This is a genomic window from Priestia sp. YIM B13552 (assembly GCF_042787775.1).
Classification (GTDB): Bacteria; Bacillota; Bacilli; order Bacillales; family Bacillaceae_H; genus Priestia; species Priestia megaterium_E.
The window spans coordinates 275485-299470 of the sequence record NZ_JBHZOU010000003.1 but is presented as its reverse complement, the minus strand read 5'-3'; the positions used below and the strand labels follow the sequence as shown (position 1 = coordinate 299470).

At 37.4% G+C, this 23986-nt stretch carries 27 protein-coding genes; 11 read left to right on the top strand and 16 right to left on the bottom strand.

From position 1 onward, the window contains the following. Nucleotides 1–131: 131 nt before the first annotated feature. The 4 genes from ACFX40_RS13685 to ACFX40_RS13670 form a co-directional block, all read right to left on the bottom strand. Nucleotides 132–1349: an MFS transporter gene (locus tag ACFX40_RS13685; protein WP_377255240.1), complete on the bottom strand. Its 1218-nt coding sequence runs from the start codon at nt 1347–1349 to the stop codon at nt 132–134. Then, nucleotides 1349–1888, bottom strand: a complete 540-nt coding sequence (locus ACFX40_RS13680; protein WP_336127878.1) for an NADPH-dependent FMN reductase — start codon at nt 1886–1888, stop codon at nt 1349–1351. The genes ACFX40_RS13685 and ACFX40_RS13680 overlap by 1 nt, the downstream gene beginning before the upstream one ends. 139 nt (nt 1889–2027) lie before the next feature. Beyond that, the gene (locus ACFX40_RS13675) at nt 2028–2666 is read right to left on the bottom strand and encodes a response regulator (RefSeq protein ID WP_377255237.1); all 639 of its coding nucleotides are present in this window, start codon (nt 2664–2666) and stop codon (nt 2028–2030) included. 15 nt (nt 2667–2681) lie between these two features. Next, the gene (locus ACFX40_RS13670; RefSeq protein WP_028408392.1) at nt 2682–3800 is read right to left on the bottom strand and encodes a GAF domain-containing sensor histidine kinase; all 1119 of its coding nucleotides are present in this window, start codon (nt 3798–3800) and stop codon (nt 2682–2684) included. A gap of 335 nt (nt 3801–4135) precedes the next feature. On the opposite strand from ACFX40_RS13670, the gene ACFX40_RS13665 reads away from it, so the two are divergent. Beyond that, nucleotides 4136–4474: a hypothetical protein gene (locus tag ACFX40_RS13665; protein ID WP_050691151.1), complete on the top strand. Its 339-nt coding sequence runs from the start codon at nt 4136–4138 to the stop codon at nt 4472–4474. 95 nt (nt 4475–4569) lie between these two features. Further along, entirely contained in the window at nt 4570–4854 is a 285-nt protein-coding gene (locus tag ACFX40_RS13660; RefSeq protein WP_028408390.1) for a hypothetical protein, read from the top strand. A 44-nt stretch (nt 4855–4898) separates the two neighbouring features. On the opposite strand, the gene ACFX40_RS13655 is transcribed toward ACFX40_RS13660, so the two are convergent. Continuing rightward, a complete protein-coding gene (locus tag ACFX40_RS13655; RefSeq protein ID WP_098578729.1) occupies nt 4899–5456 on the bottom strand; it encodes a helix-turn-helix domain-containing protein in 558 nt (185 codons plus the stop codon). Nucleotides 5457–5541: 85 nt separating this feature from the next. On the opposite strand from ACFX40_RS13655, the gene ACFX40_RS13650 reads away from it, so the two are divergent. Beyond that, the gene (locus ACFX40_RS13650; RefSeq protein WP_263034150.1) at nt 5542–6519 is read left to right on the top strand and encodes a DMT family transporter; all 978 of its coding nucleotides are present in this window, start codon (nt 5542–5544) and stop codon (nt 6517–6519) included. A gap of 46 nt (nt 6520–6565) precedes the next feature. Here ACFX40_RS13650 and ACFX40_RS13645 read toward each other — a convergent pair whose 3' ends face one another. Next, nucleotides 6566–7354, bottom strand: a complete 789-nt coding sequence (locus ACFX40_RS13645) for a DUF4240 domain-containing protein (protein WP_028408387.1) — start codon at nt 7352–7354, stop codon at nt 6566–6568. A 297-nt stretch (nt 7355–7651) separates the two neighbouring features. Between ACFX40_RS13645 and ACFX40_RS13640 the strand changes: the two genes are divergently transcribed. Continuing rightward, the gene (locus tag ACFX40_RS13640; RefSeq protein WP_028408386.1) at nt 7652–8080 is read left to right on the top strand and encodes a GNAT family N-acetyltransferase; all 429 of its coding nucleotides are present in this window, start codon (nt 7652–7654) and stop codon (nt 8078–8080) included. A gap of 66 nt (nt 8081–8146) precedes the next feature. Here the strand turns inward: ACFX40_RS13640 and ilvD are convergent, their stop codons facing one another. Beyond that, nucleotides 8147–9823, bottom strand: a complete 1677-nt coding sequence (gene ilvD, locus ACFX40_RS13635) for a dihydroxy-acid dehydratase (protein ID WP_028408385.1) — start codon at nt 9821–9823, stop codon at nt 8147–8149. A 225-nt stretch (nt 9824–10048) separates the two neighbouring features. On the opposite strand from ilvD, the gene ACFX40_RS13630 reads away from it, so the two are divergent. Continuing rightward, nucleotides 10049–10993, top strand: coding sequence for an alpha/beta hydrolase (locus tag ACFX40_RS13630; protein WP_098333099.1), 945 nt, complete (start codon nt 10049–10051; stop codon nt 10991–10993). 18 nt (nt 10994–11011) lie between these two features. Here ACFX40_RS13630 and ACFX40_RS13625 read toward each other — a convergent pair whose 3' ends face one another. The 6 genes from ACFX40_RS13625 to ACFX40_RS13600 all read right to left on the bottom strand — a co-directional run bounded on the left by ACFX40_RS13625 (nt 11012) and on the right by ACFX40_RS13600 (nt 15606). After that, complete coding sequence (locus ACFX40_RS13625) at nt 11012–11938, bottom strand: manganese-dependent inorganic pyrophosphatase (protein ID WP_014459925.1); 927 nt, start codon at nt 11936–11938, stop codon at nt 11012–11014. A 410-nt stretch (nt 11939–12348) separates the two neighbouring features. Beyond that, nucleotides 12349–12630, bottom strand: a complete 282-nt coding sequence (locus ACFX40_RS13620) for a hypothetical protein (RefSeq protein ID WP_028408383.1) — start codon at nt 12628–12630, stop codon at nt 12349–12351. Between the two features lie 137 nt (nt 12631–12767). Next, the gene (locus ACFX40_RS13615) at nt 12768–12995 is read right to left on the bottom strand and encodes a hypothetical protein (protein WP_014459922.1); all 228 of its coding nucleotides are present in this window, start codon (nt 12993–12995) and stop codon (nt 12768–12770) included. A 224-nt stretch (nt 12996–13219) separates the two neighbouring features. After that, nucleotides 13220–14293 carry a branched-chain amino acid aminotransferase gene (locus ACFX40_RS13610; RefSeq protein WP_028408381.1) on the bottom strand — a complete coding sequence of 358 codons (1074 nt, stop codon included), beginning with the start codon at nt 14291–14293 and terminating at the stop codon, nt 13220–13222. A 219-nt stretch (nt 14294–14512) separates the two neighbouring features. Continuing rightward, entirely contained in the window at nt 14513–14998 is a 486-nt protein-coding gene (locus ACFX40_RS13605; protein ID WP_013057211.1) for a hypothetical protein, read from the bottom strand. Between the two features lie 20 nt (nt 14999–15018). Next, nucleotides 15019–15606 carry a lysophospholipid acyltransferase family protein gene (locus ACFX40_RS13600; protein ID WP_263034148.1) on the bottom strand — a complete coding sequence of 196 codons (588 nt, stop codon included), beginning with the start codon at nt 15604–15606 and terminating at the stop codon, nt 15019–15021. Nucleotides 15607–15875: 269 nt separating this feature from the next. Between ACFX40_RS13600 and ACFX40_RS13595 the strand changes: the two genes are divergently transcribed. Genes ACFX40_RS13595 through uraH form a run of 3 tightly spaced genes read left to right on the top strand, consistent with a single transcriptional unit; the run spans nt 15876 to nt 18091 of the window. After that, entirely contained in the window at nt 15876–17198 is a 1323-nt protein-coding gene (locus ACFX40_RS13595; RefSeq protein ID WP_098333096.1) for a nucleobase:cation symporter-2 family protein, read from the top strand. A gap of 12 nt (nt 17199–17210) precedes the next feature. Continuing rightward, entirely contained in the window at nt 17211–17738 is a 528-nt protein-coding gene (gene uraD / locus ACFX40_RS13590) for a 2-oxo-4-hydroxy-4-carboxy-5-ureidoimidazoline decarboxylase (RefSeq protein ID WP_377255231.1), read from the top strand. After that, on the top strand, nt 17735–18091 hold the full coding sequence (uraH, locus tag ACFX40_RS13585) for a hydroxyisourate hydrolase (RefSeq protein WP_028408377.1): 357 nt from the start codon (nt 17735–17737) through the stop codon (nt 18089–18091). The genes uraD and uraH overlap by 4 nt, the downstream gene beginning before the upstream one ends. Before the next feature lie 36 nt (nt 18092–18127). On the opposite strand, the gene ACFX40_RS13580 is transcribed toward uraH, so the two are convergent. Further along, on the bottom strand, nt 18128–18628 hold the full coding sequence (locus ACFX40_RS13580; protein WP_028408376.1) for a GNAT family N-acetyltransferase: 501 nt from the start codon (nt 18626–18628) through the stop codon (nt 18128–18130). 415 nt (nt 18629–19043) lie between these two features. Between ACFX40_RS13580 and ACFX40_RS13575 the strand changes: the two genes are divergently transcribed. The 3 genes from ACFX40_RS13575 to ACFX40_RS13565 all read left to right on the top strand — a co-directional run bounded on the left by ACFX40_RS13575 (nt 19044) and on the right by ACFX40_RS13565 (nt 22411). Next, the gene (locus ACFX40_RS13575; RefSeq protein WP_098331754.1) at nt 19044–19538 is read left to right on the top strand and encodes a hypothetical protein; all 495 of its coding nucleotides are present in this window, start codon (nt 19044–19046) and stop codon (nt 19536–19538) included. Between the two features lie 506 nt (nt 19539–20044). Next, a complete protein-coding gene (locus tag ACFX40_RS13570; RefSeq protein ID WP_060745529.1) occupies nt 20045–20974 on the top strand; it encodes a PD-(D/E)XK nuclease family protein in 930 nt (309 codons plus the stop codon). A 156-nt stretch (nt 20975–21130) separates the two neighbouring features. After that, nucleotides 21131–22411, top strand: a complete 1281-nt coding sequence (locus ACFX40_RS13565) for an Nramp family divalent metal transporter (protein WP_098331755.1) — start codon at nt 21131–21133, stop codon at nt 22409–22411. Nucleotides 22412–22498: 87 nt separating this feature from the next. Here ACFX40_RS13565 and ACFX40_RS13560 read toward each other — a convergent pair whose 3' ends face one another. Together ACFX40_RS13560 and ACFX40_RS13555 are read right to left on the bottom strand one after the other, a co-directional pair. Then, the gene (locus ACFX40_RS13560) at nt 22499–23008 is read right to left on the bottom strand and encodes a hypothetical protein (protein ID WP_098249613.1); all 510 of its coding nucleotides are present in this window, start codon (nt 23006–23008) and stop codon (nt 22499–22501) included. A 255-nt stretch (nt 23009–23263) separates the two neighbouring features. Beyond that, nucleotides 23264–23887, bottom strand: coding sequence for a hypothetical protein (locus tag ACFX40_RS13555; protein WP_377255228.1), 624 nt, complete (start codon nt 23885–23887; stop codon nt 23264–23266). Nucleotides 23888–23986: the final 99 nt, after the last annotated feature.

Below are 23986 nucleotides of genomic sequence, written 5' to 3'. Positions count from 1 at the left end.
GCTTCACAATCTTCCAATCGCATAACAGTCAATGCTGTTTCTGTTTAATTTCTATTCAGAACAAATAATGTTCAACGTCATAAACGTTGAACATTATTTGTCAATTCCTCTATTATAACATGCAACAGACATTATAAAACACTCTTAAGCAATGCAGACTGTTTTCGATGTTTTCTTTTGTAAAGTATCCAGCCCGCTCCAGCCGATGATAATAAAAGCAGGCTAAGTCCTAAAAAAGCCAGTCCTATCCGATCGTTAGTCGTAACGTACGTAAAGAAGAAAATCAGTAAAATTCGAATACCTAACGTGATAAAGCGAAAAAAGCTGTCGACTCTTCCCACGATGATATTCGGTATTTTCTGCATCATAAACGTATTTCGAGCTACTCTTGTACCTGCATTTGCAAAAGCAAGAAGAAACACAATAGAAAAATAAACCGGCAGAAGCTTCATAAAGAAGATGATAGATATTCCGAATGTAAAAAGGCTTATATTAAGCATAATCGCTAGCTCTGTGCCTGTTCTTTTCATAATAGATACGATAAATATCCCTGCTGTTAACGCCCCGAAACCATATACAGCACTTTCAATCCCATATGCTGCTGGACTTGCGTTTAATTCTTGAGTCAGATAAATAGGGAATAAATAGTTCGTCATCATCACAGCGATGAAAGGCGTAAAAGAAAGCAGTAAAAAAATAGAGACCGAGCGATTTTCTTTTATAAATGTTAAACCTTCTTTCATAGCAGTGTGTTTCTTGTCGCTTCGTTCACTGCTTTGTTTATATGGAATACTCAACAGACAAAGGAATGCAGCTATATACGTAGCTGCATCTATTGTTAAAATCCATTGAAGCGACCAACGAGTAATGACTAAACTGGCCACAGCGCCTGCAAGCATACTCGATAGCTGCCCTTGTATTTCCATGATACTGTTTAATGATTGAAACGCATCTTTTGAAAAAACTTCTTGATTTAAAGCGAAAATCGTTGGATAAAAAAACGTGTAGTAAAGGTTTCCGGTTCCGTACAAAATGACGTAGTGAATCGTTGAATAGTCTGTAACAAAACCGACGATTACAAATAACATGACCGTGATAAAACCTATCAATTCTACGGTTAACAGCAGTTTCTTTCGTGACATTCGATCAATAAGAACGCCGATATACGGGGTAGCAACAAAGCTAATCACCGTCATAATCAGCATAATCGCGCCAAATAGTCTATTTCCATTTGGAGATGCAACTAACAGTAAAGGAATGGCAAGCATCGTAATACCGGAGCCGATAGAGGATAAAACATTAGCAGCTACTACGGCTTGAAAGCGCCCATCTTTATAGAGCGCCTTCATCAAACATTTTGCTTAGCTTCTAAAATTTGCTTAGACACTTGTGTATACAGAGTCAGCTCATTAACTAATTCATGAATTCCGTCAGCTGCATTTTTTCGTAAAGTCCCTTTTTCCACGATGTCTGCAGGGTCTAATACCAGCTGCTTAGATAGAACATTCGCGTACAAAGCGCGTGTAACGGTTCTAAGGTTATTTAAAGCGTTAATGCCTCCTTTTCCTCCTCCTGATACTGCTAAAAGTGCTACGGGCTTATGCGCAAAATACGCACTGTTTAAGAAGTCCAACGCGTTTTTTAATGCTCCGCTCATAGCTCCATGGTACTCGGGTGTCGCAAGTAAAATACCATCTGCTTTTTCTATTTTTTCAATCAGCTCTTGTACTTCTTCTGTTTCATACTGATGAGGTTCACCTGTGAATATAGGAAGTGATAATTGGCTTAAATCTAAAAAAGAACTTTGATAACTGTTGTGAAGCTCTCTCGTCACTTGTGTTGTTCGACCTGTTTCTCTAGGACTTCCATTGATAATAAGTATGTTCATGCTTATCTACTCCTCTGTCGTTTGGTTATATGTATAGTATAGGAATGATTGAACTTTTTTTCGTCATGCTATTGATAGAAAGAAAGCTACCAATATAGACGGAGAAGCACAGAGAAAAACCTACAACTAAAGTCGTAGGTTAGGAAAAGCCGTGCTGCACAGCATATAGAGCAGCTTGCGTGCGGTCTTGAACACCGAGCTTCGATAAAATATTAGATACATGTGTTTTTACTGTTTTTTCTGTAATATGTAAGGAAGCACCAATTTCTTTGTTGCTTTTACCTTTTGCAATTTCTTTTAATACGTCTTTTTCTCGTTTCGTTAAGTGGTCAATAAAATTGACTTTCTTTTCGCTGCTTTTGGTTAACCGTGTTAGCAAGTGTGTGGTGACTTTTGGATGAAGCTGATTTTCTCCGTTCATTAGCTTTCGAATAGCGGCTACAAGTTCATCTGGGTCACTTTCTTTTAGCTGATAGCCTGAAGCTCCAGCTTCTAGTGCCGGTATCACATGGTCTTGATCCGAAAAGCTTGTTAAAATCATAACTTGTATATGCGGTGCTTGTTTTTTTAATTCTTTTGTTGCTTCGATTCCGTCCAGAACCGGCATCGATAAATCCATTAAAACAATATGGGGATCTAGGGATGTCGCTAACTTTAAAGCTTCCTCTCCGTTAGAAGCTTCTCCTACAATTTCTAAGTCTGGCTGTGTCTGTAAGAAAAAGACAAGTCCTTTTCGGACAACGTGGTGATCATCTGCGATTAGAATCTTTATTTTCATATGCGCTCCTTTCTGTTATGAAAGAGGAATAGATACTTCCACAACCGTTCCGTTTCCTATGCTGCTTGTAACAGATAGATTGCCATTTAATCTGTTTATTCGCTCCTGCATGGTTTTTAACCCAAGCGTCGGCAATTCTGCTGAAGCGCTATATATAAATCCATTGCCGCTATCTTGAATTTTCATAATTACTTGTTCTTTGCTTATATTTACGTTTAAATGTACCTCTGCCGTACCCGCATGCTTTCGGCAATTATTAAAAGCTTCTTGCCCGACTCTCCACAGTGTTTCTTCAATCACAGCAGGCAAAACAGACACTCCTTTAATTTGTTCTTTTACGTTAAGCCCTAGCATTTGACCATAGCTTTTTAACGCACTGACAATGCCGTTTTCTAATCCTTGAGGACGAAGCTGCCAAATTAATGCTTTCATTTCTACTTGAGCATGCTGAGCGGTTTCTTGGATTAAGGAAAAAGTCTCTTTTAACTGCACATCTGTCGCTAAGCTGCTTCCGGCTTTGGCTGTGACATTAATTGAAAATAACAGCTGATTAACAGAATCGTGAAGATCTTTGGCCAGTCTGTTTCTTTCTTCAATAAGTTTTACTTCCTGCTGAGATTGAGTCAGCTTAATCCGCTTGATAGCCGTGCCAATTTGAAGAGCGACAGATCCTAATAAATCAAGCTCTCGCTGTTCAAAATGAATTTTATGAGGGGCAGCTACATTTAATAATCCAAAGCGCTCATCCCCTGCTTGTAAAGGAACCGTTGCGTGATGAGTAATGTCGTGTGTATCTCCCCACTCATGAATGACGGAATCTTCAAGTCTCTTGCACTCCATAATATTAGACGCTTTTTGAAGCCGGCCATCCATATACCGATCAACACACCAGCAGCTTCCGTTACACATAGGCTGAGCGGTTTTATTTAATAAAGCCGGCGGCAAATGCTGAGCGGCAATCATCTCATGTTTTCCATTTTCGTCAATAAAAAAGATCCATCCTGTTTGTAAATCTGTTATTTGCAGCAGTTTTAAAAGAGCATCGTGAAGCATTGTATGTAAGTTAGTGCCTTCATTTAAAATCTCGGCAATGTCTTTTAAAATCTTAAGCTCTGAAATATGATCTTTTTCCATAGCCTCTCTCCTATATGATGTATTTTCCATTTTTTATTTTATCACAATTAAAGACGATTCCGGCTCATAGGACTTTATTTTTAAGGTGTTTCCTCTTAGGTATGTAAGAGTTTTTGACATCTATAATAAAAATTACAAAAAGTATGTCAGGTAGTTTAACAATTAGCTAGAGTCTTTACGTAAAACGAACTATACTACAGATAATTCACGTAAGAAAAGAAAAAACGAAAGGAAATGAGAAGAAAAAATATTAAAATTAATACATTGAAAACGCTTCCAAATATGAAGGCATAGTGCTATTATATAATTATTAACAGAATAGGGATGTGAGAAAGATGAATAAATTATTTTTAGAAGAGTTACGATACATTATCTTGTGTGAAGTGCCTATGACAAAGTACCGAGTAGAGCAGCTTCAAGACAAATTTGATCAAAGCCCATACTTAATTAATGAACTTTATCAACTCCTATTCGAAAAGCGTCACATTTTAGCTTTTGTTGATGATATTGAATCATCCCTGTATGACTATATTGTGAATAAAGAAATGATGGATGCTAAAACGTATTATGGAGCTATTACACATGTAGCAAATCTTTTCGGCGAAACGCCTACATATATAAAATGCAAAATAAAAAAATATAGAGAGTCTTCGATTTCAAGTATCAGTGCCTAAAAGTTGCGCACAGCTGATTCAAATAAAAAGCAAAAAAGAAATCCTAGCACAAGGGTTTCTTTTTTGTACCACTAACATATAGGGAGGAAAATAAGATGAAGACATTTTTTATCACGAATCGCTATTCGTTTCTTGAAACGCAAGTAAATGAATACATGCAATCTTTACTGGTGAAAACGCCTGAACAAGTTATTTTATATTTCGAAAGACAAATTCGAAAGTATAAAGTATATTTACAGAAAAAACATCATTATCCAGAGTGTATGGTTCAATCTATCCACCGTTTAATTGAAGAATATTCATTAAGTATCATTAAAGTAAAAAAATATATTAGCTACCAAAACAAGCTGATGAATAAACAGCTATTAGAGCCGCAGTAAAACGAATCATTTTTTATGGTTCGTTTTACTGCGGCTCTGCCGTTTTATTCCTCATATTTTAGCAGTAAATGCAGAACAGCGGGACGATCTTCAAGATTTTTGTATGAGTGTACATGACTTCCTTCAAATTTTATAGAGTCAAATTGTTTTAGTTCGTATAGCTCTTCTTCTATTTTCATTTCAATTCTGCCTTCCATTACCGTTGCTACTTCAATTAATCCTTTATGATGAGGTTCAGGACAGTATGTAGCAAGAGGTGAAAGAAATGCTCGGTACATTTCAATCGTCGAATCCATTTGATTTTGAAACATAAACTCAATTTTCCAAGCTTCATCTGGTCCTTTGAGAGAAAACCCCTCTCCGCACTTAGATAGAGATACTGAGGGTTCTACTGACACTAATTTGGTTAAAGGAATATTTAAACCTGTGGTTATTTTCCACATCACCCCTAAAGTAGGATTGGTCTCTCCTCTTTCAATTTTTCCTAATGTGAGTTTGCTGACTCCTGTCTTTTCAGCCAGTTCATCCAGCGTCAAATGATTTTGCACCCTGATTTTTCGTAATTCACTGCCTACTTTTTTAATCATCTCTTCTGTATGCATTTCTTCCTTCCTTTCTTATGTATATTATGATAAACTTTTTTAGGTGATTAACATATTATAATATATTTAATAAGGAGGGTAAACAATGAAAGCAATAATATGGGGACTATTATCTTCCATGTTCTTTTCCGCTACGTTTATTGTCAACCGAGCAATGAATGTATCTGGAACGAGTTGGGCATGGACTGCATCCCTCCGCTTTTTATTCGCTATTCCTATTTTACTCATTTTAGTGCTGATGCAAAAGAAATTCACGCCTCTGTGGAAGGAAATGAAAAAACATCCGTGGGCTTGGCTTGGCTGGGGTACACTTGCAGGAGTAGGCTTTTATTCTCTCTTAAGTTTTTCCTCACTTTTCGGACCATCATGGCTAGTGGCGGGAACGTGGCAAGTGACCATTCTAGCAGGAGCTCTTCTTTCTCCGTTGTTTTTTATAAAAGTTCAAACTGCAGAAGGATATAAAAAAGTAAGAGGGAAAATTCCGCTAAAAACGCTTAGTGTTTCAGCGTTTATTTTAGTAGGCGTGATTCTTATGCAGGTAAAAGAATCAGAAAATATTACGGCTATGCAGTTTATTCTAGGGTTTCTACCTGTTGTTGTCGCTGCATTTTTATATCCGCTTGGAAACCGAAAAATGATGGAAATATGCAGCGGAAAGCTCGATACGTTCCAACGTGTATTGGGAATGGCGTTAGGAAGCATTCCGCTAAGCATTATTTATGCAATATACGGCTTCTTTGCTACAGGTATTCCGAGTGCTCCTCAATTTTCTCAAGCCTTCATCTTGGCAATGAGTTCAGGTGTAATTGCTACGATGACGTTCTTTTACGCAACAGACTTGGCAAAAGAAAATTTAGGTTTGCTTGGAGCGGTCGAAGCAACTCAATCGGGCAGCATGATTTTTACCGTTCTTGGCGAAGTGTTTTTATTAAATGGCCGTATGCCAACAGGGATCGCGTTAGCTGGTATGACGATAATTGTAATCGGAATGATCATAAATAGTATGTTAAACAAAAAAACAAAACTATCTCAGACCGCGTCGTCACCCACTCTATCAAAATAAGAAAAGAAGAGATGAAAGTCTGTAAACAGATTTTCATCTCTTCTTTTTAGTATTCGAGGTGATTGTTCCAATAGCGACTCCAAAGCATAGGGAATCGCATCTGTAAACCGTCCTCATCATCTTCATCCCAATCAAGATCCAAATCTTGCTCATCGTACCACATTGGGTCAAACTGGTCATATTTATCATAATAATAGTCGTTATCTAAACCTGTCTTTTCTTCGTAAGCTTCGCACGCTACAGCAAGTAATTCTTCTAATTGAGGAGCATAGCCTTCTGCTTCTAGTGGTTGAAGAACAGAAATCATCGTCTCAGGAGATTCAATTGCTTTATAATATATGTCTTTTCCTTGATATAAAAGCCAGGCTCTAAAATAATCAAAACAATCATCTGAACAACCGCCCATTACAATATAAGCTGCTGCCCACAAGGAAGAATTATAGGATTGATCAAAATGCTGATTTAATAGCTGATCAAAGCGGAAAATGTCTTTTTCAGAACGCTTTGCTAGCGTTGAGCGGAGCCATTCCATTTGCTCGTCGACATCTAATTTTGTCTTCGCCTTTTTTATCAGTTCCCAAAAGAGAGCCTCTGACATCGTACTGTTTTTCATTACTTGCATTGAACAAGTTAAAGGCTTATATCCTTTCTTCAATTTTGCACGAATCAGCTTTTCAGCTTCCGCTTCACAAGCTTCTGCGGAAGCAAACTCTTTCACTTGCATGCGACCGGCTGTATCAACTTTTCCAAAGTGAATGATTAACTTGCTGTCTCTTCTTTCAACTTTCCAAAATTTATTCGATTGCTCATCTTTATACACTAAGGTTATTTGCATGATACATTCCCCTTTTTCATCCTACTACTATTGTGAATATTTCTCTTTTTACAAGTTATGTAGAGCCATGGCGCTTCATAATCCCTTTTCTTTGCTTTTTTAACATGTTTCAGTTGATTTTACTATTGCTGAGGTTGTTTAAACAGTGAGCAATGACTACAAATTTGTGTAATATGTTCATTAGTTGTTTTTTTTGTTGCATTTACAACATTTTGTTTTTCCTTTATACTCTTTTATATCAGATATCTTTATTATACAAAAAAGAATCATAAATTCGCAGCAAAGGAAGGATTTTCGATGAAAATTAAGCAAGTTACAACAAAAGAGCAGCTTGAAGAAGTATTTCATATACGTAAAACAGTCTTTGTTGAAGAACAAGGCGTACCATTAAAAGATGAATTTGATGAACATGAGCAAACGGCAAAACATATGTTGATTTACTATAACAATGAACCGGCAGCTTCTGGTAGATTCCGCATAGTAGACGATTACGCCAAAATAGAGCGGATATGCGTATTAAAGGAATTTAGAAAATACGGGCTCGGAAAAGAAGTGGTGGCCAGCTTAGAAGAAGCAGCGAAAAAAGAAGGATTAACTCAAGCTAAGCTTCACGGTCAAGTTCAGGCTGAACCTTTTTACCATAAATTAGGCTATAAGACTGTTTCAGATGTCTTTATGGAAGACGGTATCCCACACGTTATCATGAAAAAAGAATTTTCGTGTTAAAAATGCTTCTTTGCACAGTTACTTTAGTAAAGAAAAAGGCTCTCTGCTGAGAGCCTTTTTTTGCTATTAGATTTTCATAATTCCGCCCGTGCTTGCAGAAGTTACAAGTTTAGAATATCTTGCAAGATAGCCTTTTTTCACTTTTGGCTCAAAGCCTTTCCAGTTTGCTTTTCGTTCTGCCCAAACATCTGGAGAAACTTGAACATTCATCGAACGATCTTCAATGTCAATCACGATGTGATCGCCATCTTCGACAAATGCTAGCGGTCCGCCTTCAGCAGCTTCTGGAGACGCGTGGCCGATTGATAATCCACGTGAAGCGCCAGAGAAGCGTCCGTCTGTTAATAGTGCTACTTTTGCACCTAGTCCCATTCCCATAATTTGAGAAGTTGGAGCTAGCATTTCAGGCATTCCCGGTCCGCCTTTTGGTCCTTCATAACGAATGACTACGACATGTCCTTCTTTTACTTTTCCGTTAGCAATACCGTGCAGCGCCTCATCTTGAGACTCAAATACAATTGCTGGTCCTTCGTGGCGAGTAATGCCGTCTTGAACACCGCCTGTTTTAATGATTGCGCCGTCTGGAGCTAAGTTACCAAACAATACAGCAAGTCCGCCTTTTTCAGTGAACGGCTTATCGATTGGATGGATAACGTTATAGTCTTTTACATCGCATCCGGCAATGTTTTCACCTAGCGTTTTTCCAGTAACTGTCATCGTATCTAAATGAAGAGCCCCTTCTTTTTTAGATAGCTCGTTTAAAGCGGCTGATACGCCTCCTGCTTCGTGTAAGTCTTCAATAAATACATCAGAAGCCGGAGCCAGTTTTGCCAAGTGAGGCACGCGTTCTGCTACTTCATTAATACGCTCTAATGGGTACTCAATTTCAGCTTCATTCGCAAGAGCTAGCGTATGAAGAACTGTATTTGTAGAACCGCCTAACGCCATGTCCAAAGCAAACGCGTTGTCGATTGCTTTTTCTGTTACGATATCACGTGGTTTTAAATCTAATTTAATTAATTCCATAAGCTGTTTAGCTGATTTCTTAACGAATTCTCTACGTTCAGGAGCAACTGCTAAGATTGTACCATTTCCAGGTAAAGCAAGTCCTAACGCTTCAGCTAAGCAGTTCATTGAGTTCGCTGTAAACATCCCTGAACAAGATCCGCATGTCGGACAGCCGAATTGTTCTAATTCAAGTAATCCTTTATCATCAAGTTTACCAGCTTGATGAGCTCCTACGCCTTCAAATACTGAAGAAAGAGAAATCTTACGACCGTCGCTCGTTACGCCAGCCTTCATTGGTCCGCCGCTAACAAAAACTGTCGGAATATTCAGACGTAATGAAGCCATTAACATCCCAGGCGTGATTTTATCACAGTTTGGAATACATACCATTCCATCAAACCAGTGAGCAGATACTACCGTTTCAACTGAGTCAGCAATGATTTCACGACTTGGTAATGAATAGCGCATACCGATATGTCCCATCGCAATACCGTCATCTACCCCGATAGTGTTCATTTCAAAAGGTACGCCACCAGCTTCGCGAATCGCATCTTTTACGATTTTACCAAACTCTTGTAAGTGAACATGACCTGGTACAATATCAATATATGAATTGACAACCGCAATAAACGGTTTGCCGAAATCCTCTTCTTTTACACCAGCTGCACGCAGTAGGCTGCGGTGCGGTGCTCTGTCGAATCCTTTTTTGATCATGTTACTTCTTAATTCTGCCACAATAATTCCCTCCGTATTCATCTAACCTATTAAAAATTGAATCTTTTTAAATTGTTTAATAATTTTTAATATAAATACTAATTTAACAAATCACACAAAGGTTTGTAAAGGTTTATGACAAAATAATCATTTTTTATTTCAAAATAGTAAAATCACCTGTATAAATTAGTATAATATATACATATATCCCTTATTTTACAGGAAAGCAGAAGGTGGATGCTGAGCATGAAACAATCCTTTTACTACAGAGGTCATCAGGAAAAAGAAATATTTGCACAAAAATGGGATCTTGAAAACAATTCTGCAAAAGGCGTTGTCCAAATAGCCCATGGGATGGCCGAACATATTGGGCGCTACGAATACTTTGCTAATGTATTAACTCAACATGGCTACATCGTATATGGAAATGACCACCGCGGTCACGGTCAAACAGCTTTAAAAGATGAAGAAAAGCGTTTTTTTGCTGAAGAAAATGGTTTTGACACCGTAGTTTACGACATGATTGCTCTGACTAAGCACATTTCAACGGAACACTCCGGCTTACCAATCTTTCTTTTCGGTCACAGCATGGGTTCTTTTCTAACGAGAAGATATATTCAATTGAATACAGAGCACATTCATGGTGTGATGCTCTCAGGTACTGGCAGCATTCCTTCCCTTTCACTGAAGGGCGGCATATTAGCTGCGATAATAGAGAAAAAAAGAAAAGGATTACGATCTGCTAGTCCATTGCTTGATAAACTTTCTTTTGGACAGTATAACAAATCCTTTCATCCTGCTCGAACACCTTTTGATTGGTTAAGTCAAGATAATGAGGCTGTAGATTTATATGTAAATGACCCTTACTGCGGAGGAGTTTTCACAGCGGGATTTTTCTATGACTTATTAACAGGAATCAAACAAATCTCTAACTTAGCTAATATAAAGCTAGTACCATCAAACCTGCCTGTTTATTTAATATCTGGAGAACATGATCCAGTAGGCAGCTATACAAAAGGGGTACTCAAAGTATATAACGACTTTAAAAAAGCCGGATTGCAGGACGTAAGCTATCGCTTTTTTACACAGTGCCGTCATGAGTTGCTTAATGAATTAAATAAAGATGAAGTGATAGACGACATACTAAATTGGCTTGACGTGCAAATGGACAAAAAAACGGTTCGTGTTTAGACACGAACCGTTTTTTTATTAAGCAAATACAGATGTTAATACAGGAACTACTTGCTTTTTACGTGATACAACGCCTTCTAAGACAGCTGTATTGTTTTCAAGCGTTACGTTGTATGCTTCTTCTACTTTTGAAGCAGCAGAACCTAGTGCTAATGCAGTAGAGTTGCTGTTTAAAATATCTGTAACAACTAAAAGGAATAATTGTAATCCTTTTTCTTCGATTGTTTTAGTAATAGCTTCTTCCAATTCCACTTTGCGCACTAAAACATCGTTTACATCAATTGCATTCACTTGTGCAATTTCTACTTTACTTGTACCCATGCTGAATTCTTTAGCATCTAATGAAATTAATTGTGAAGCTGTTTTATCGCCTAAGTCAGCTCCAGCTTTCAGCATTGCTAATCCGTACTCTTCTGCATCTACACCTGCAATTTCCGCTAATTCTTTAGCAGCTGCAACGTCTTGGTCTGTGCAAGTTGGTGATTTGAATAATAAAGAATCAGAAATGATAGCTGATAGCATAAGACCTGCGATGTTAGGTTCAATTTCTACGCCGTTTTCTTTATACATCTTGTTTAAGATCGTTGCCGTACATCCCACTGGCTCTGCACGATAGTATAAAGGATCTGCTGTTTCAAAGTTAGCAATACGGTGATGATCAATTACTTCAAGCACACGAACTTGATCAATATCGTTTGCACTTTGCTGACGTTCGTTGTGGTCCACCAAAATAACTTCATTTGTTTCTTTAGATACTTCATCAACGAAACGTGGTAGTTCAGCGTTGAACTTTTCAAGAGCAAATTGCGTTTCACCGTTAATATCGCCTAATCGAATTGGTTCAGCGTCTACACCTAATTTATTCTTTAAATCAGCGTATGCAATTGCAGAACAGATTGTATCTGTGTCAGGATTTTTATGCCCAAAAATTAACGTCTTTGCCATCTTAAATCTCTCTCCTTCTTACGTATGTAAATAGCATTCTTGCGTAAAGTTAGTTAATTCGTTCACGCAACATTGCCATTTTAACATAAACTTTTACATTATTTTAATTTTTTTGCGAAAAATGATGTTCATCCGCAGATATTTTGCCATTTTGTATCTTTTTCATAGTAAAAACACCTCTATTTCCGATATAAATAGAGGGTTTTATACGCTCATTATATAAAAGTTAGCGATAAAACACAACCCGTCTCTTCATCACTTGATAGCTAACTTAAACGCAGTATCTTGCCACTTTTGATAAAGAAAAAGTAAGGAAGCAGTGACTATTATTAAAGAGAAAATGTATTATTTTGTCCTTGTTTATATAAGATAACCAAAAAAGCCCCCTTGTTAAAGGGCGCTTTTTTAGGTTATCGTCGCAGTGTAAAGTTGAAATGTTCATTTACTTTAGCTCCTAGCTCTTCAAGAAACTGCTGAGCAGTCATTTCCTCTACGCTTTGAGTATACCAAGCAAGCTGAGATTTTTTATGAACATTGTTGTAATATACATCTCTTGACCAATATGTTTTTGATCGGTATGTATAATTAAAGTGAATGAATAGTTCACTCCCGTCTGGACACTGCAACAATACGCGGTAATGTGGATTACGACGATTTTTATCTAAACTCATTTCTTTGATCTGCGCTAACATTATTCACCTCTAAAGCCATTACTTAATCATTTAAAGGTAAATGCCACACCACGCTATGTCCTAGCTCTGCCATCAACTAGAAAATCATATATTTTCTAAAATTCTACACGATATAGGACAAAAGAGGAAGAGATAATTTATTGGTGGACGTGTAAAGTTTCATATAAATCTTTTAGCTGCTCAGGGTATTGAGACCTTACGTAATAACCCGTAGGACGGTGCTCGATTAAATGAGAAGCAAATAAATAACCGATGAGCACGTGCATTTGTTCATCTGAGGTTTCTTGGTTTAATTCTCTTTCGAGTCGTTCAGCTAAGTGTGAAGCCAGCTGTTTAATTTTTTCATCATGTGATAAAAAAAGCATTTTGTTCTCCCCCTTATAACGAATAAGTAATGCTATGAATTTCAATAAAGACAAAGTATTGCTTATATAAGGATAATTATATTTTATTTTACAATAAAAGTATATAAATAGTTCTAAATATTCAAAAAATAACTTGTTTCTTTTGAACTATTCGGCAACAAACAAAAAAAGAAGCGGGAGCTGTCCCGCTTCTTTTACGTAAAAAGATATTCGATTACCGAAATTTATTCTACTTCCACTGCCCAGCCGAATGGATCTTCCACTGTACCATTTTGAATACCTGTTAGAGTGTCATACAGTTTTTGTGATACTTCTCCCGTGTTTCCATCGTTAATGACCATTTTCTCGTTATTCCAAAATAGTTCGCCAATTGGAGAAATAACTGCAGCTGTACCTGTTCCAAATGCCTCTTCTAGTTTGCCTTCGGAATAAGCTTGCTTAATTTCTTCCATAGAAATACGGCGCTCAGTTACAGGCATATCCCAGTGTTTTAGCAGCTCAATGATAGATTTACGCGTAATTCCTTCCAAAATGCTTCCGTTCACAGATGGCGTTACTACTTCTCCATCGATTTTGAAGAAAATATTCATGCTTCCTACTTCTTCAATGTACTTGCGTTCAACTCCGTCTAACCACAGTACTTGTGAATAGCCTTTTGAGTCAGAAAGCTGCTGAGCTTTTAAGCTTGAAGCATAGTTTCCGCCTGTTTTAGCCGTTCCTGTCCCTCCGGCTACAGCACGAACAAATTCACTTTCAACCGCAATTTTTACAGGAGCAATCCCTTCTTTGTAATATGAACCAACTGGAGAAAGAATAATGATAAATTGATAGCGGTCAGATGGCGCTACGCCTAAGTAAGGCTCTGTTGCGATGACAAACGGGCGAATGTATAGTGATGTCCCTTCAGCAGTAGGAATCCATTCGCGGTCAATTTTAATCAGCTGCTTTAACGCTTCTAGCGCTAAGTCTTCATCAACATGAGGAATACAAAGACGATCGTTTGATTTATTTAAACGTTTGAAGTTCTCATCTGGTCTAAATAATAATACTTGCTCTTTTTTTGTTACATATGCTTTTAGTCCTTCAAAAACAGACTGCCCGTAATGAAAGATCATGGATGCCGGATCTAATGTGATAGGTTGATAAGGTACAATACGAGCATCGTGCCATCCTTGGCCTTCTGTATAATCCATAATGAACATATGGTCCGTGAAGATTTTCCCGAATTGCAATTGATCAGATTGCGGCTTTTCTTTTTTTGTTTGACTTAGTGTTACATCGATTGAATAAGTTGTCATAGTTGTTTCTCCTTGCTCTTTATATTTACGGGTTTTTCGCTTAAACCTCTATATAAGTTACATTGTACAACTTTAGGGAAGCGTGTCACAATAGTTAGAGACGAAAAATTCTAAAAATTTTATGAAAATTATAAAGAAATAGCACCTAATCGAATTAAGTGCTGAATTGAAAAGGTTTTCTTTCTAAAAAAACTATTTCTACATTTTATTTACAACTATTTATAAACCAATTTTCACTCGAAGCTTTTCATCTTGTATTGAAAATTGTTTGATTTTCCCCACTGGAATGACCTTCACTTTATCAATTTCATTGAGATTGATATGAATTTGTTTTTCTTCATACGTAGTAACAGGCGGCTTGTGAAAAATTCGATAGTTGATCCAATTTTGATTAAGAGGTTTCATTTCATGGATTTTGAATAGAAGCGTACGTTCTTTTGCCTCAAGAGGTTCTAGCACAATGGAAAATGGAATTCTCACCAGAAATTTTTTAATAATTCCATTCACGTGAATATAGGAGTCTTGAAATGAAATAGAAAATTGCTGAATTTGATCTTGCTTTGTCATTTGCTTTTGAAAAATTCGCATGAGCATAGAAGCGGATATAGGAACGGTTACCCCGCTTTCAGCCATCTTTTCTTTCATTTTTGCCTGCACATCATCACTAATTACATCGTTTAGCTTTCTCTGTACCCAATCCTTCATGGTGCACCTCCGCTATGAAGTTATCTTGCTGTTTCCTCTAACGCACGAATTGAAGCTGTTAAATGGTTTGACACGTCCTCAAGGCGATCCTTTGTCAGTTTATCTTCCCCAAGGTAGATAGGTTTTCCAAAGGAGATAACAATAGGATCCTTCGAAAATAGTTCTTTTACATTTGCAGGTCCTTTGTACACTGCGGGTACAATAGGAACCTTTGCCATGCTCGCTATAGTGACTGCCCCTCTTTTCAGAGGAACGTCTTCCTCTGTTCGCGTGCCGCTAGGGAAAATCCCGACGATATGTCCTTGTTTTGCTAATTTAATAGGTGTTTTAATGCTGCTGGGTCCCGGGGTGTTACGATCTACTGGGAATGCGTTGAGTTTTTTTAATACATTACTAGTGAGTATATGATTAAAAAGCTCCTTTTTTGCCATAAAATGAATTTGGTAAGGCAAAACAGCCGCACCAAGCGCTACAACGTCTACCCATCCCTTATGCGAACAAGCGATCACAAAGCCCGTGTCTGTTGGTAAAGACTCTTTATTCCTTATGTAAAGCTTCCCTCTTCTTTTTAATAAAAATTTACATACGTGAGCCGCAAGATTATACATAAACATTTCCTCTTCCCTCTATTATTTGAAAATATATACAAAATTATATCACTTGATATTAATATCTGGTACTAAAAAATAAATGTAACATCTTTTTACACAATAGCTTACCTGCTTCTCTATATATTGTAAAAAAGTAGATATTGAAACCTCTGTTTTTGGTCAACTTGACTAATGACATCCCTTAAAAAACATTTTACTATTAATGTATCATTATAAATGTAATATTTATTAACATTACATGCGATATAATTAAAGGAGGTTTTTAGGTGAATAACCAAAATCGACCGTTTCGACTAGCTTCATTGGGATTACAGCACGTACTTGCTATGTATGCGGGTGCCATTCTCGTTCCGCTGATGGTGGGACGCGCCTTAAACCTGAATGCGCATGACTTAGCCTATCTCGTAGCTATTGATTTACTAACATGCGGACTAGCTACGCTGCTGCAGGCATGGACGAACAGGTGGTTTGGGATTGGTCTTCCTGTTGTACTCGGAAGCTCATTTGTAGCGGTGACTCCTATGATTGCAATTGGAACTCAGTATGGAATTAGCGCTGTTTACGGAGCGATTATTGCCGGTGGTATTTTCATCGTCCTGGCAGCAAGTTTTTTAGGCAAAATTATTAAATTTTTCCCTCCCGTTGTCACCGGAACAGTTGTGACGATGATTGGTTTATCGCTTGTACCATCCGCTGTCCGAAATATGGCAGGAGGAGTGGGAAGCAAAGATTTTGGTTCTCTTTCTAATCTTCTTCTTTCTTTTGGTGTTGTAGCGCTTATTTTAATTTTAAATCGATTTTTCAGCGGTTTTCTTCGTTCTCTTTCTGTGTTGATTGGAATTGTAGCCGGAACAATAGCCGCTGTATTGATGGGAAAAGTTGATTTTACTAATTTTAATGAAGCTTCTTGGCTGCACGTTCCCGCTCCTTTTTATTTTGGGATGCCCACTTTTGAAATCGGCCCTATTTTAACAATGATTCTCGTATGCTTGGTCATTATTATTGAGTCTACAGGCGTATTTTTAGCGTTAGGAAAGCTGTGTGATCGGGAATTAACGGAAAAGGATTTTACAAAAGGCTACCGTGCAGAAGGAATTGCCATTGTCCTTGGAGGGCTATTTAACGCTTTCCCTTACAATACATTCGCTCAGAATGTAGGACTGGTTCAATTATCGAAAGTAAAAACAAAAAATGTAGTGGTAGTAGCCGGCTTCATTCTCGTATTACTGGGGATTGTTCCGAAAATAGCTGCTTTTACAACCATTATTCCCACCCCTGTTTTAGGAGGAGCAATGGTTGTGTTGTTTGGTTTAGTTATTTCATCAGGCATCAAAATGCTAAGTGCTGTTGATTTGTCCAAACAAGAAAATTTGCTGATTATCGCATGCTCTCTTTCACTCGGCCTTGGCGTAACGGTAGTGCCTGATTTATTCACTCAGCTCCCAAGTGCTTTGCGCGTGATTGTAAGTGATGGGGTTATTACGGGAAGTTTAGCTGCCATTTTATTAAATCTCTTTTTTAACGCATCAATTGAACGAAAAGTACCTTCTGTCTCTTTGGAGAAGACAGATTATTCAGAAATAAAATAAAGGTGGTGTAGTATGAATAACGTATCTGTGCAGTATGTAAATCAGCTTAGCAAGCAGCATTTTGTTTCACTAGTTGGTGATATATTTGAGCATTCACCTTGGGTTGCAGAAGAGGCTTACTCTAAAGGCCCTTTCTCTTCCGTTGAACAACTTCATGGCATGATGAAAAAAATTGTAGCGCAAGCGTCTGTAGAAAAACAGCTGAAGCTGCTGCAAGCTCACCCAAATCTAGGTGAAAATATTGCCATGACATCTGCTTCTACTGAAGAACAAACCAAAGCAGGCTTACAAAACTTAACGCAAGATGAGTATGAACAGTTTTCTTCTCTTAATAGAACGTATATGGAGAAGTTTCCGTTTCCTTTTATTTTAGCAGTACGAGGTAAACAAAAAGAAGATATCTACGAGGCAATGCAAAGTCGTTTACTAAATACCGAGCAAACGGAGTTTGATACAGCATTAGAAGAAGTATATAAAATTGCTTTCTTTCGCTTAACTGATAAAATCACCGAAGATAAGGAGACAAAGAAACGAGCATGACTAAAATCACAACGCATATTTTAGATCTTACCCACGGATGTCCGGCTGCTTTTGTCAAAGTTGATTTTTATCATATTCAGTCGGAAAGTAAACGAATAAAAATTTCACACGGTACTACAAATGAAGACGGGAGGTTAGTAACTCCGCTCTTCTCTTCTGAAGAGTTTGAATCAGGAGATTACGAACTTCTGTTTCATATTGGGGAATATTATAAAAAACAAGAGGTCCAAACAACAAATCCGCCCTTTTTAAATCAAGTTTCTGTTCGAGTCGGATTGTCTTCTGAACAAGAACATTATCACGTCCCTTTGCTTGTGTCACCGTGGGGATACCAAATTTATAGAGGAAGTTAAAAAAAAGAAACGGCGTCTTTAAACGTCGTTTCTTTTTTAGTTCAGCAATTTAGACATATAGTACTCATCAATGAACAAACCGCCAATTCGCAGTGAATGTTTTTTTGTTCCTTCAATTTCGAATCCTACTTTGTCATATAAAGAAAGAGCCTTTTCATGCTGTATAGCGACTGTAAGTTCAAGACGATGAATATGGTGTTCTCTCGCCCATTCTTCAAGTGCACCGATTAAAGCCGTCCCAATCCCTTTATTTTGAAACGTCTTTCGAATGCCTAATGTCAAAGAAGCGATGTGAGCGTTTCGGTTAGCTTCCCCCCCTGTTGCAGCTATATATCCCACAAGCATCTCGCTTTCTTCTGCGACAATAATCGTAGAGTTTGGCTGTTGCTTAAAGATTTCGATGTTTTTCTCCTGCTGATCTGTACTCAGCTTTCGCTCTCCGCTTTCAAACAGCATAAACTTACTTTCTTCTTCAATCTGTTTAAGCAAATCTACAAAGTTTGCAGCATCATGTAATTCTAGTTCTCTAATTTCCATGCTGATCCCCCTTTTTCTGTGTCCCTTTTGTTTGTATATGTATTGGTTCACCTTTATAAAATATAGCTTTACAGTTTCTTACGAAAAATACGACTTTTTAAGAAGTGGAGGTAGAACAAAAAACCTACTAATCTCCTTTTTTTGAAATGCTTTTTTCCTTTGTATAATTTTAAATCACTTATCAACTTCTGTAAATTCTTTAGATTTCCTCTTTTAATTTCCATTTATCTTCCTTTTCTATAGGTTTGATTTTGATCTAAGGAGACCTTTTATAGAAAACGTATGACTATTATCCTGTTTTTTGTGAAGAAAGAAAGCAATAAATGTAATTTCACTTGTAATCGTTTAGAATAGAAAAAGTGGAAATTTTATGTGCCTATCCTCCTTAATTATTGGTCTGTGAAAGGAAATTATTATGAAAGTACAACCCGCAAAATGTGGTGTATATGTCTTAAGCGGTCTAGGAGCTGTTATAGTGTTCTTCTTACTTTTACTTAAGAACAGTGCTTTCTTTCTAGAGGAAGAATACGATCAAAACAAACCTGAAGCTGCGCTTGCGGTCAACGAACATACCTATCACCTTCACAAAGGTTCTATTAACTGGTCAAACGGCCGTTCAACAACAAAAAAAGAAATAAACGTATATGATTTATATACATACATATCGCAGCAAAAAAGTATCCCATTGCAGCAGCAACAATCAGTTAAGCTCCATTTTTCGAACTTAGACGGTGCTTATATTCGTAGTGTGAGTGTGCATATATGGAGAGATAACGGTGAAAAAACCAAGCTGTTTGTCAAAAATAATGAATTTAAGGTTCCTAAAAATCAAGGTTTGTACGTTGTTGATATTGCGATTAACTCTACAAGAGGAACAATGCAATATGCGGCAAATGTGCAAATACAGTAAGTTTTATATATATTTACGTTTGGTCGAGAAAATCGGATAAGAAAACTCTTGTTGCAAGCAGGAAACGATGTGTGGAATAAAAAAGAAGTATTAAAAACATAGTGAAAGCATTCAAATAAAAGTCCTTAACTCTTCCAGAAAATAATCCCACAAAAAAAAGAGAGCGCTAGCGCTCTCTTTTTTATAAAATGAAAAAGACGTCCACGCAGGACGTCTTTGATGCGTTTGTGGCGGGGACCGTGTGACCACATTCACACGTTTAGCTCGAAAGCATGTCCTTCGACTTACACAAATTAGCTCATCGCTTTATTAATATAACATCCGCCACAGAAAAAAGCAATCAATTTTTAAATAGTTTTTTCTATTTATACATATTTCACGAGAATCCACAAAATAATATGCATGCGTAGCTATTCACTCTCTACATTTTTAGTCTATTTTAACTCATGTACGAATATACTAATAGACCAACCTATGCGCAGTTTTTGAAAAAGGATGTGAATAGCTTGTTTCAAATCACTGATTTCCCTGAATTTTCATGGTCGTACTCCAGACATAAAATGGTCGCAGCGTGCAAACGAAAGTATGCCTATCATTATTATGTCTCACATAACGGATGGCTTGACAGCGCTTCTGCTCAGTCTCAGAGCGCTTATCGTCTAAAAAAGGTTTCCACTTTATCTATGTACGCCGGACAAGCCGTTCGTCAAGTGATTACAGAGGCCATTTCTGACTATACCTCTACACAGATTGTTCCAGATGAACAGAGCTTAACGGAGAAAGCGCAGCAGCTACTAAATAACGCACTGCGTGATTCTACTGACTATGGAGAGCTTTGGTATCATAAGCCCGCTCAGTATAAGATGCTTTTAGAATTCTACGAAAACGGCTATATTTCTAAAAAAGATCTTAAAGACATGCAAAAACGGGTACACATTTGTGTACATCACTTTTTACAAAGTAAATCGTTTGGCGACATCGTATCTTCACCTTTTTTAGAAGTGGAGCCCCATCAGTCGTTTCGTTCTATAAATGTGTATGATCATAAAGTATATGCGCCTTTTCATTCTCTTTTTAAAAATCCAGTCACAGACGAATTTACGATTGTTGATTGGAAAACAAGTAAACAAACAAAAGATGATTTGTTTCAACTGGCGATATACGCCCTCTATGTGCTAGCCGAATATAATATTTCCGTGGATCAGATAAAAGTCCGGAACGAATACTTGCTTTCAGGCAGTGCGCGTACGTATCAGCTTACTCTTCACGAAATTGAAGCTGTTCTTCAGCAAGTTGATGCAAGCATTGATTATATGAAAACGTTTTTGGAAGACTCAGAGGTAAATCAGCCGCTTCCGCTTGAGCATTTCCCTCAAACAGATACGCCTGCCTCCTGTCACGGCTGTGCATTTAAAGAATTGTGCCAAACGGGATAAAAAACAGCTGAAGATGATCTATATTTTTCGCTAAACTTTTTTATTGTCAAAAGAACCTTTGCTAGCATATAATTTGCATTAAGGAAACATTTTATACTTCATATAAAAAAATTAGCTTGGGCTATTTATTGTTCATCAAAGAAAGGAGCACTAGACATGAAAGATCAAAACGGCAGTAAAGCATTATCAGCTATGCAGCTAAGTGCTCAAGACGTATTGTCGGGTAAAACAAAAGGAATTAAGCGATTATTACCTTTCTTAGGGCCTGCTTTTATCGCAGCGGTTGCTTATATTGATCCAGGTAATTTTGCTACTAACATTGCAGCAGGCTCTCAATACGGATACATGCTGCTTTGGGTTGTATTAATTTCTAACTTAATGGCTGTCTTAATTCAATCGTTATCAGCTAAATTAGGGATTGCAACGGGCTTGAATTTACCCGAGATAGCACAGGAACACTTTCCGTCCTTCGTTTCTTTTGGGCTTTGGATACAAGGGGAATTGGTCATTATGGCGACGGATTTAGCAGAATTTATCGGGGCTGCTCTTGGAATTTATTTATTATTTCATATTCCTTTGTTCCCAGCTGCACTTATCGCAGCGGTAGGCTCTTTTGCTATTTTAGAGTTACAAAGACGAGGTGTTCGACTGCTAGAAGCAGCGATTGCGGCGATGGTTTTTATTGTGGTATTAGCTTTTGGGACTCAAATGTTTCTTGCGCATCCAGACGGTGCAAGTGTTGTCCACGGCTTATTTGTCCCTCAGTTTCACGGGACAAACAGCGTGCTGTTAGCTTCTGGGATTTTAGGTGCTACAGTTATGCCACACGCAATTTATTTGCACTCAGCTCTTACGCAGCGCCGCGTGGTAGGAACTACAGAATCGGAGAAAAAAGCGATTTTCCGCTTTGAATTTATTGATATTGTGATTGCCATGATTATCGCTGGTGCAATTAATGCAAGCATGCTGATTGTCGCAGCCGCTCTATTCTTTAAAAACGGACTAAACGTGCAAGATTTGGACGTGGCTTTTACACAATTTGAACATTTAATTGGTCCCTTTGCAGCTATTGCTTTCGGAGTTGGATTATTATCTTCAGGACTTTCAAGTTCTTCGGTCGGAACAATGTCTGGAGATGTCATCATGCAAGGATTTATTAAACGCAGAATTCCTTTATATCTTCGCCGGTTCATTACAATTATTCCACCGCTTTTGATTATTGGGTTTGGCGTAAATCCAACAAGTGCACTAGTTGTCAGTCAAGTTATTTTATCGTTCGGAATTGCATTTGCGCTCGTTCCTCTTATCATGTTTACAAGCAACAAAAAAATCATGGGCGGATTGGTTAATCATAAAGCTACAACGGCTGTAGCTTGGGTGATAGCAGCATTAGTTATTTGTTTAAATATCTTTTTGATTTACCAAACGTTCGCATAGTAAATAAATCAAACTTTCAAGAAAAAAAAGAGACCCTAAAAAGTTAGATATAGTCTAACAATTGGGTCTCTTTTTTATTATATTTTATTAAACGATAGTAAAAATGAAGTAGACGAGAGTTCCAATAATGGCCGACAGTACTAAGCAACCCAGTGGATATAAATAAGAATAGTTTTCTTTACGGATTGAAAGAAGGCGATCCACAATAAAAATAAGAATGACGCCCAGCATTCCGAATTCAAACATTAATAACCCAAAAATGGCGTGAAATATGAATGACATGATAAAATCAATTTTTTTACTACGGTCTTTTACAAAAGCACTGACTAATAAATCAACGATAACCGTGCCTAACGTCCCCATTATTAAAAAGAAGGGTGTAAAAAATAAAAGGTATAAAGGAAATAAATCAATGAAATTCGGACTGGTTTTTTTAATAGAAAAATTGGGAATTGATTCTTTTATACCTGGCATAAAACAAAAAAGTAAAGTAAAAAGAAACGCAGCTATAATGGCGGCTGATAGCTTTCTATTTAAATGCATGTTTATTTTTTTATTACTAAATTCAGTAGTTGTTTTTGTATGTTTATGGTTCATATGTCTTTAACGTGATGTACGCACCTTTTCCTTTCTCATAACTTTTTTATTTATATTTTATGTCTATCTTTTGGTACCAGCAGTTACAATGATACACGTTCTTTTTGAACTTGACTACACTAACGCGTTTTATGTCTATTCTCTTTTTCTTTTTATGTCTATCGTTTGCTCTTTCTATGAGAAACAAGATAGTTTTACAAAAAAACGCCTTCTTTTTCTATACAACAAAAGATAGGCGTCTTTTTCTGTATGTAATTAATAATCTTGTTTGGCTTCTTCAAACTTAAACACATCTGCTCGTTCTGATTGCTGTGTAATTAACAGGTTATACGTATGGTTGGCCTTTTTTGGAATTTTAAATGCAACATCGAGGTTAAGTGGTTCATCGTCAGATAGTGACGGTGATGAAAAAGCTGTCCACAGGGTGTGCGGGGTTTCTGTCGATAAATTTCCTCCATCAGACGGTTCGTAGGTTTGATAAGTTGCTGTGTCTTGTAATGTAAACGTTGTGTCGTTTAATACTACAGCCGAATGTTCATTAGGTGTTCGCTGAAACTGAACGGATACGACAATGTACTGGGTGTTTACTTGTTTAGCTCCTTTAACAGGATAAAATTGCGCATCCGTTGTGAACACATAATATTGACCGTGTTTTGATCGTTCTCCAAATGCTAATCGATCATCGGTTTCATCTTCTTGAGCTACCCGACTTACAGGGGCCATCGTTTCATCTGTTGCTGAAATGGTGTCTGCTCCCGGGGCATGTTTAGGTTGAGGGGTTTTGTAAGTGACGTGAGTATCGCCTTGTTTGTCTTCACAAGCGGCGAGACTTGTGAACAAAACAGCCGCTACAAGGCTTCTGGTAACTATTTTCTTCATGTTATTCCTCCAATGACTAGTCTATATACTATGCTACATGGTATTTACCTGGTAATCAAGGATAAGATTGGTACAACGTGAATGAGATCAGTGAGATTT

What these genes read in the sequence shown, in the direction of transcription:
- ACFX40_RS13675 (WP_377255237.1), bottom strand. Translation starts at nt 2,666, where the DNA reads ATGAAAATAAAGATTCTAATCGCAGATGATCACCACGTTGTCCGAAAA.
- ACFX40_RS13575 (WP_098331754.1), top strand. Translation starts at nt 19,044, where the DNA reads ATGAAAGTACAACCCGCAAAATGTGGTGTATATGTCTTAAGCGGTCTA.
- ACFX40_RS13665 (WP_050691151.1), top strand. Translation starts at nt 4,136, where the DNA reads ATGAATAAATTATTTTTAGAAGAGTTACGATACATTATCTTGTGTGAA.
- ACFX40_RS13685 (WP_377255240.1), bottom strand. Translation starts at nt 1,349, where the DNA reads ATGAAGGCGCTCTATAAAGATGGGCGCTTTCAAGCCGTAGTAGCTGCT.
- ACFX40_RS13625 (WP_014459925.1), bottom strand. Translation starts at nt 11,938, where the DNA reads ATGGCAAAGACGTTAATTTTTGGGCATAAAAATCCTGACACAGATACA.
- ACFX40_RS13650 (WP_263034150.1), top strand. Translation starts at nt 5,542, where the DNA reads ATGAAAGCAATAATATGGGGACTATTATCTTCCATGTTCTTTTCCGCT.
- ACFX40_RS13580 (WP_028408376.1), bottom strand. Translation starts at nt 18,628, where the DNA reads ATGGAAATTAGAGAACTAGAATTACATGATGCTGCAAACTTTGTAGAT.
- ACFX40_RS13565 (WP_098331755.1), top strand. Translation starts at nt 21,131, where the DNA reads ATGAAAGATCAAAACGGCAGTAAAGCATTATCAGCTATGCAGCTAAGT.
- ACFX40_RS13560 (WP_098249613.1), bottom strand. Translation starts at nt 23,008, where the DNA reads ATGAACCATAAACATACAAAAACAACTACTGAATTTAGTAATAAAAAA.
- ACFX40_RS13660 (WP_028408390.1), top strand. Translation starts at nt 4,570, where the DNA reads ATGAAGACATTTTTTATCACGAATCGCTATTCGTTTCTTGAAACGCAA.
- ACFX40_RS13640 (WP_028408386.1), top strand. Translation starts at nt 7,652, where the DNA reads ATGAAAATTAAGCAAGTTACAACAAAAGAGCAGCTTGAAGAAGTATTT.
- ACFX40_RS13670 (WP_028408392.1), bottom strand. Translation starts at nt 3,800, where the DNA reads ATGGAAAAAGATCATATTTCAGAGCTTAAGATTTTAAAAGACATTGCC.
- uraD (WP_377255231.1), top strand. Translation starts at nt 17,211, where the DNA reads ATGAATAACGTATCTGTGCAGTATGTAAATCAGCTTAGCAAGCAGCAT.
- ACFX40_RS13645 (WP_028408387.1), bottom strand. Translation starts at nt 7,354, where the DNA reads ATGCAAATAACCTTAGTGTATAAAGATGAGCAATCGAATAAATTTTGG.
- ACFX40_RS13630 (WP_098333099.1), top strand. Translation starts at nt 10,049, where the DNA reads ATGAAACAATCCTTTTACTACAGAGGTCATCAGGAAAAAGAAATATTT.
- ACFX40_RS13605 (WP_013057211.1), bottom strand. Translation starts at nt 14,998, where the DNA reads ATGAAGGATTGGGTACAGAGAAAGCTAAACGATGTAATTAGTGATGAT.
- ACFX40_RS13680 (WP_336127878.1), bottom strand. Translation starts at nt 1,888, where the DNA reads ATGAACATACTTATTATCAATGGAAGTCCTAGAGAAACAGGTCGAACA.
- ACFX40_RS13600 (WP_263034148.1), bottom strand. Translation starts at nt 15,606, where the DNA reads ATGTATAATCTTGCGGCTCACGTATGTAAATTTTTATTAAAAAGAAGA.
- ACFX40_RS13610 (WP_028408381.1), bottom strand. Translation starts at nt 14,293, where the DNA reads ATGACAACTTATTCAATCGATGTAACACTAAGTCAAACAAAAAAAGAA.
- ACFX40_RS13615 (WP_014459922.1), bottom strand. Translation starts at nt 12,995, where the DNA reads ATGCTTTTTTTATCACATGATGAAAAAATTAAACAGCTGGCTTCACAC.
- ACFX40_RS13620 (WP_028408383.1), bottom strand. Translation starts at nt 12,630, where the DNA reads ATGTTAGCGCAGATCAAAGAAATGAGTTTAGATAAAAATCGTCGTAAT.
- ACFX40_RS13555 (WP_377255228.1), bottom strand. Translation starts at nt 23,887, where the DNA reads ATGAAGAAAATAGTTACCAGAAGCCTTGTAGCGGCTGTTTTGTTCACA.
- ACFX40_RS13655 (WP_098578729.1), bottom strand. Translation starts at nt 5,456, where the DNA reads ATGCATACAGAAGAGATGATTAAAAAAGTAGGCAGTGAATTACGAAAA.
- uraH (WP_028408377.1), top strand. Translation starts at nt 17,735, where the DNA reads ATGACTAAAATCACAACGCATATTTTAGATCTTACCCACGGATGTCCG.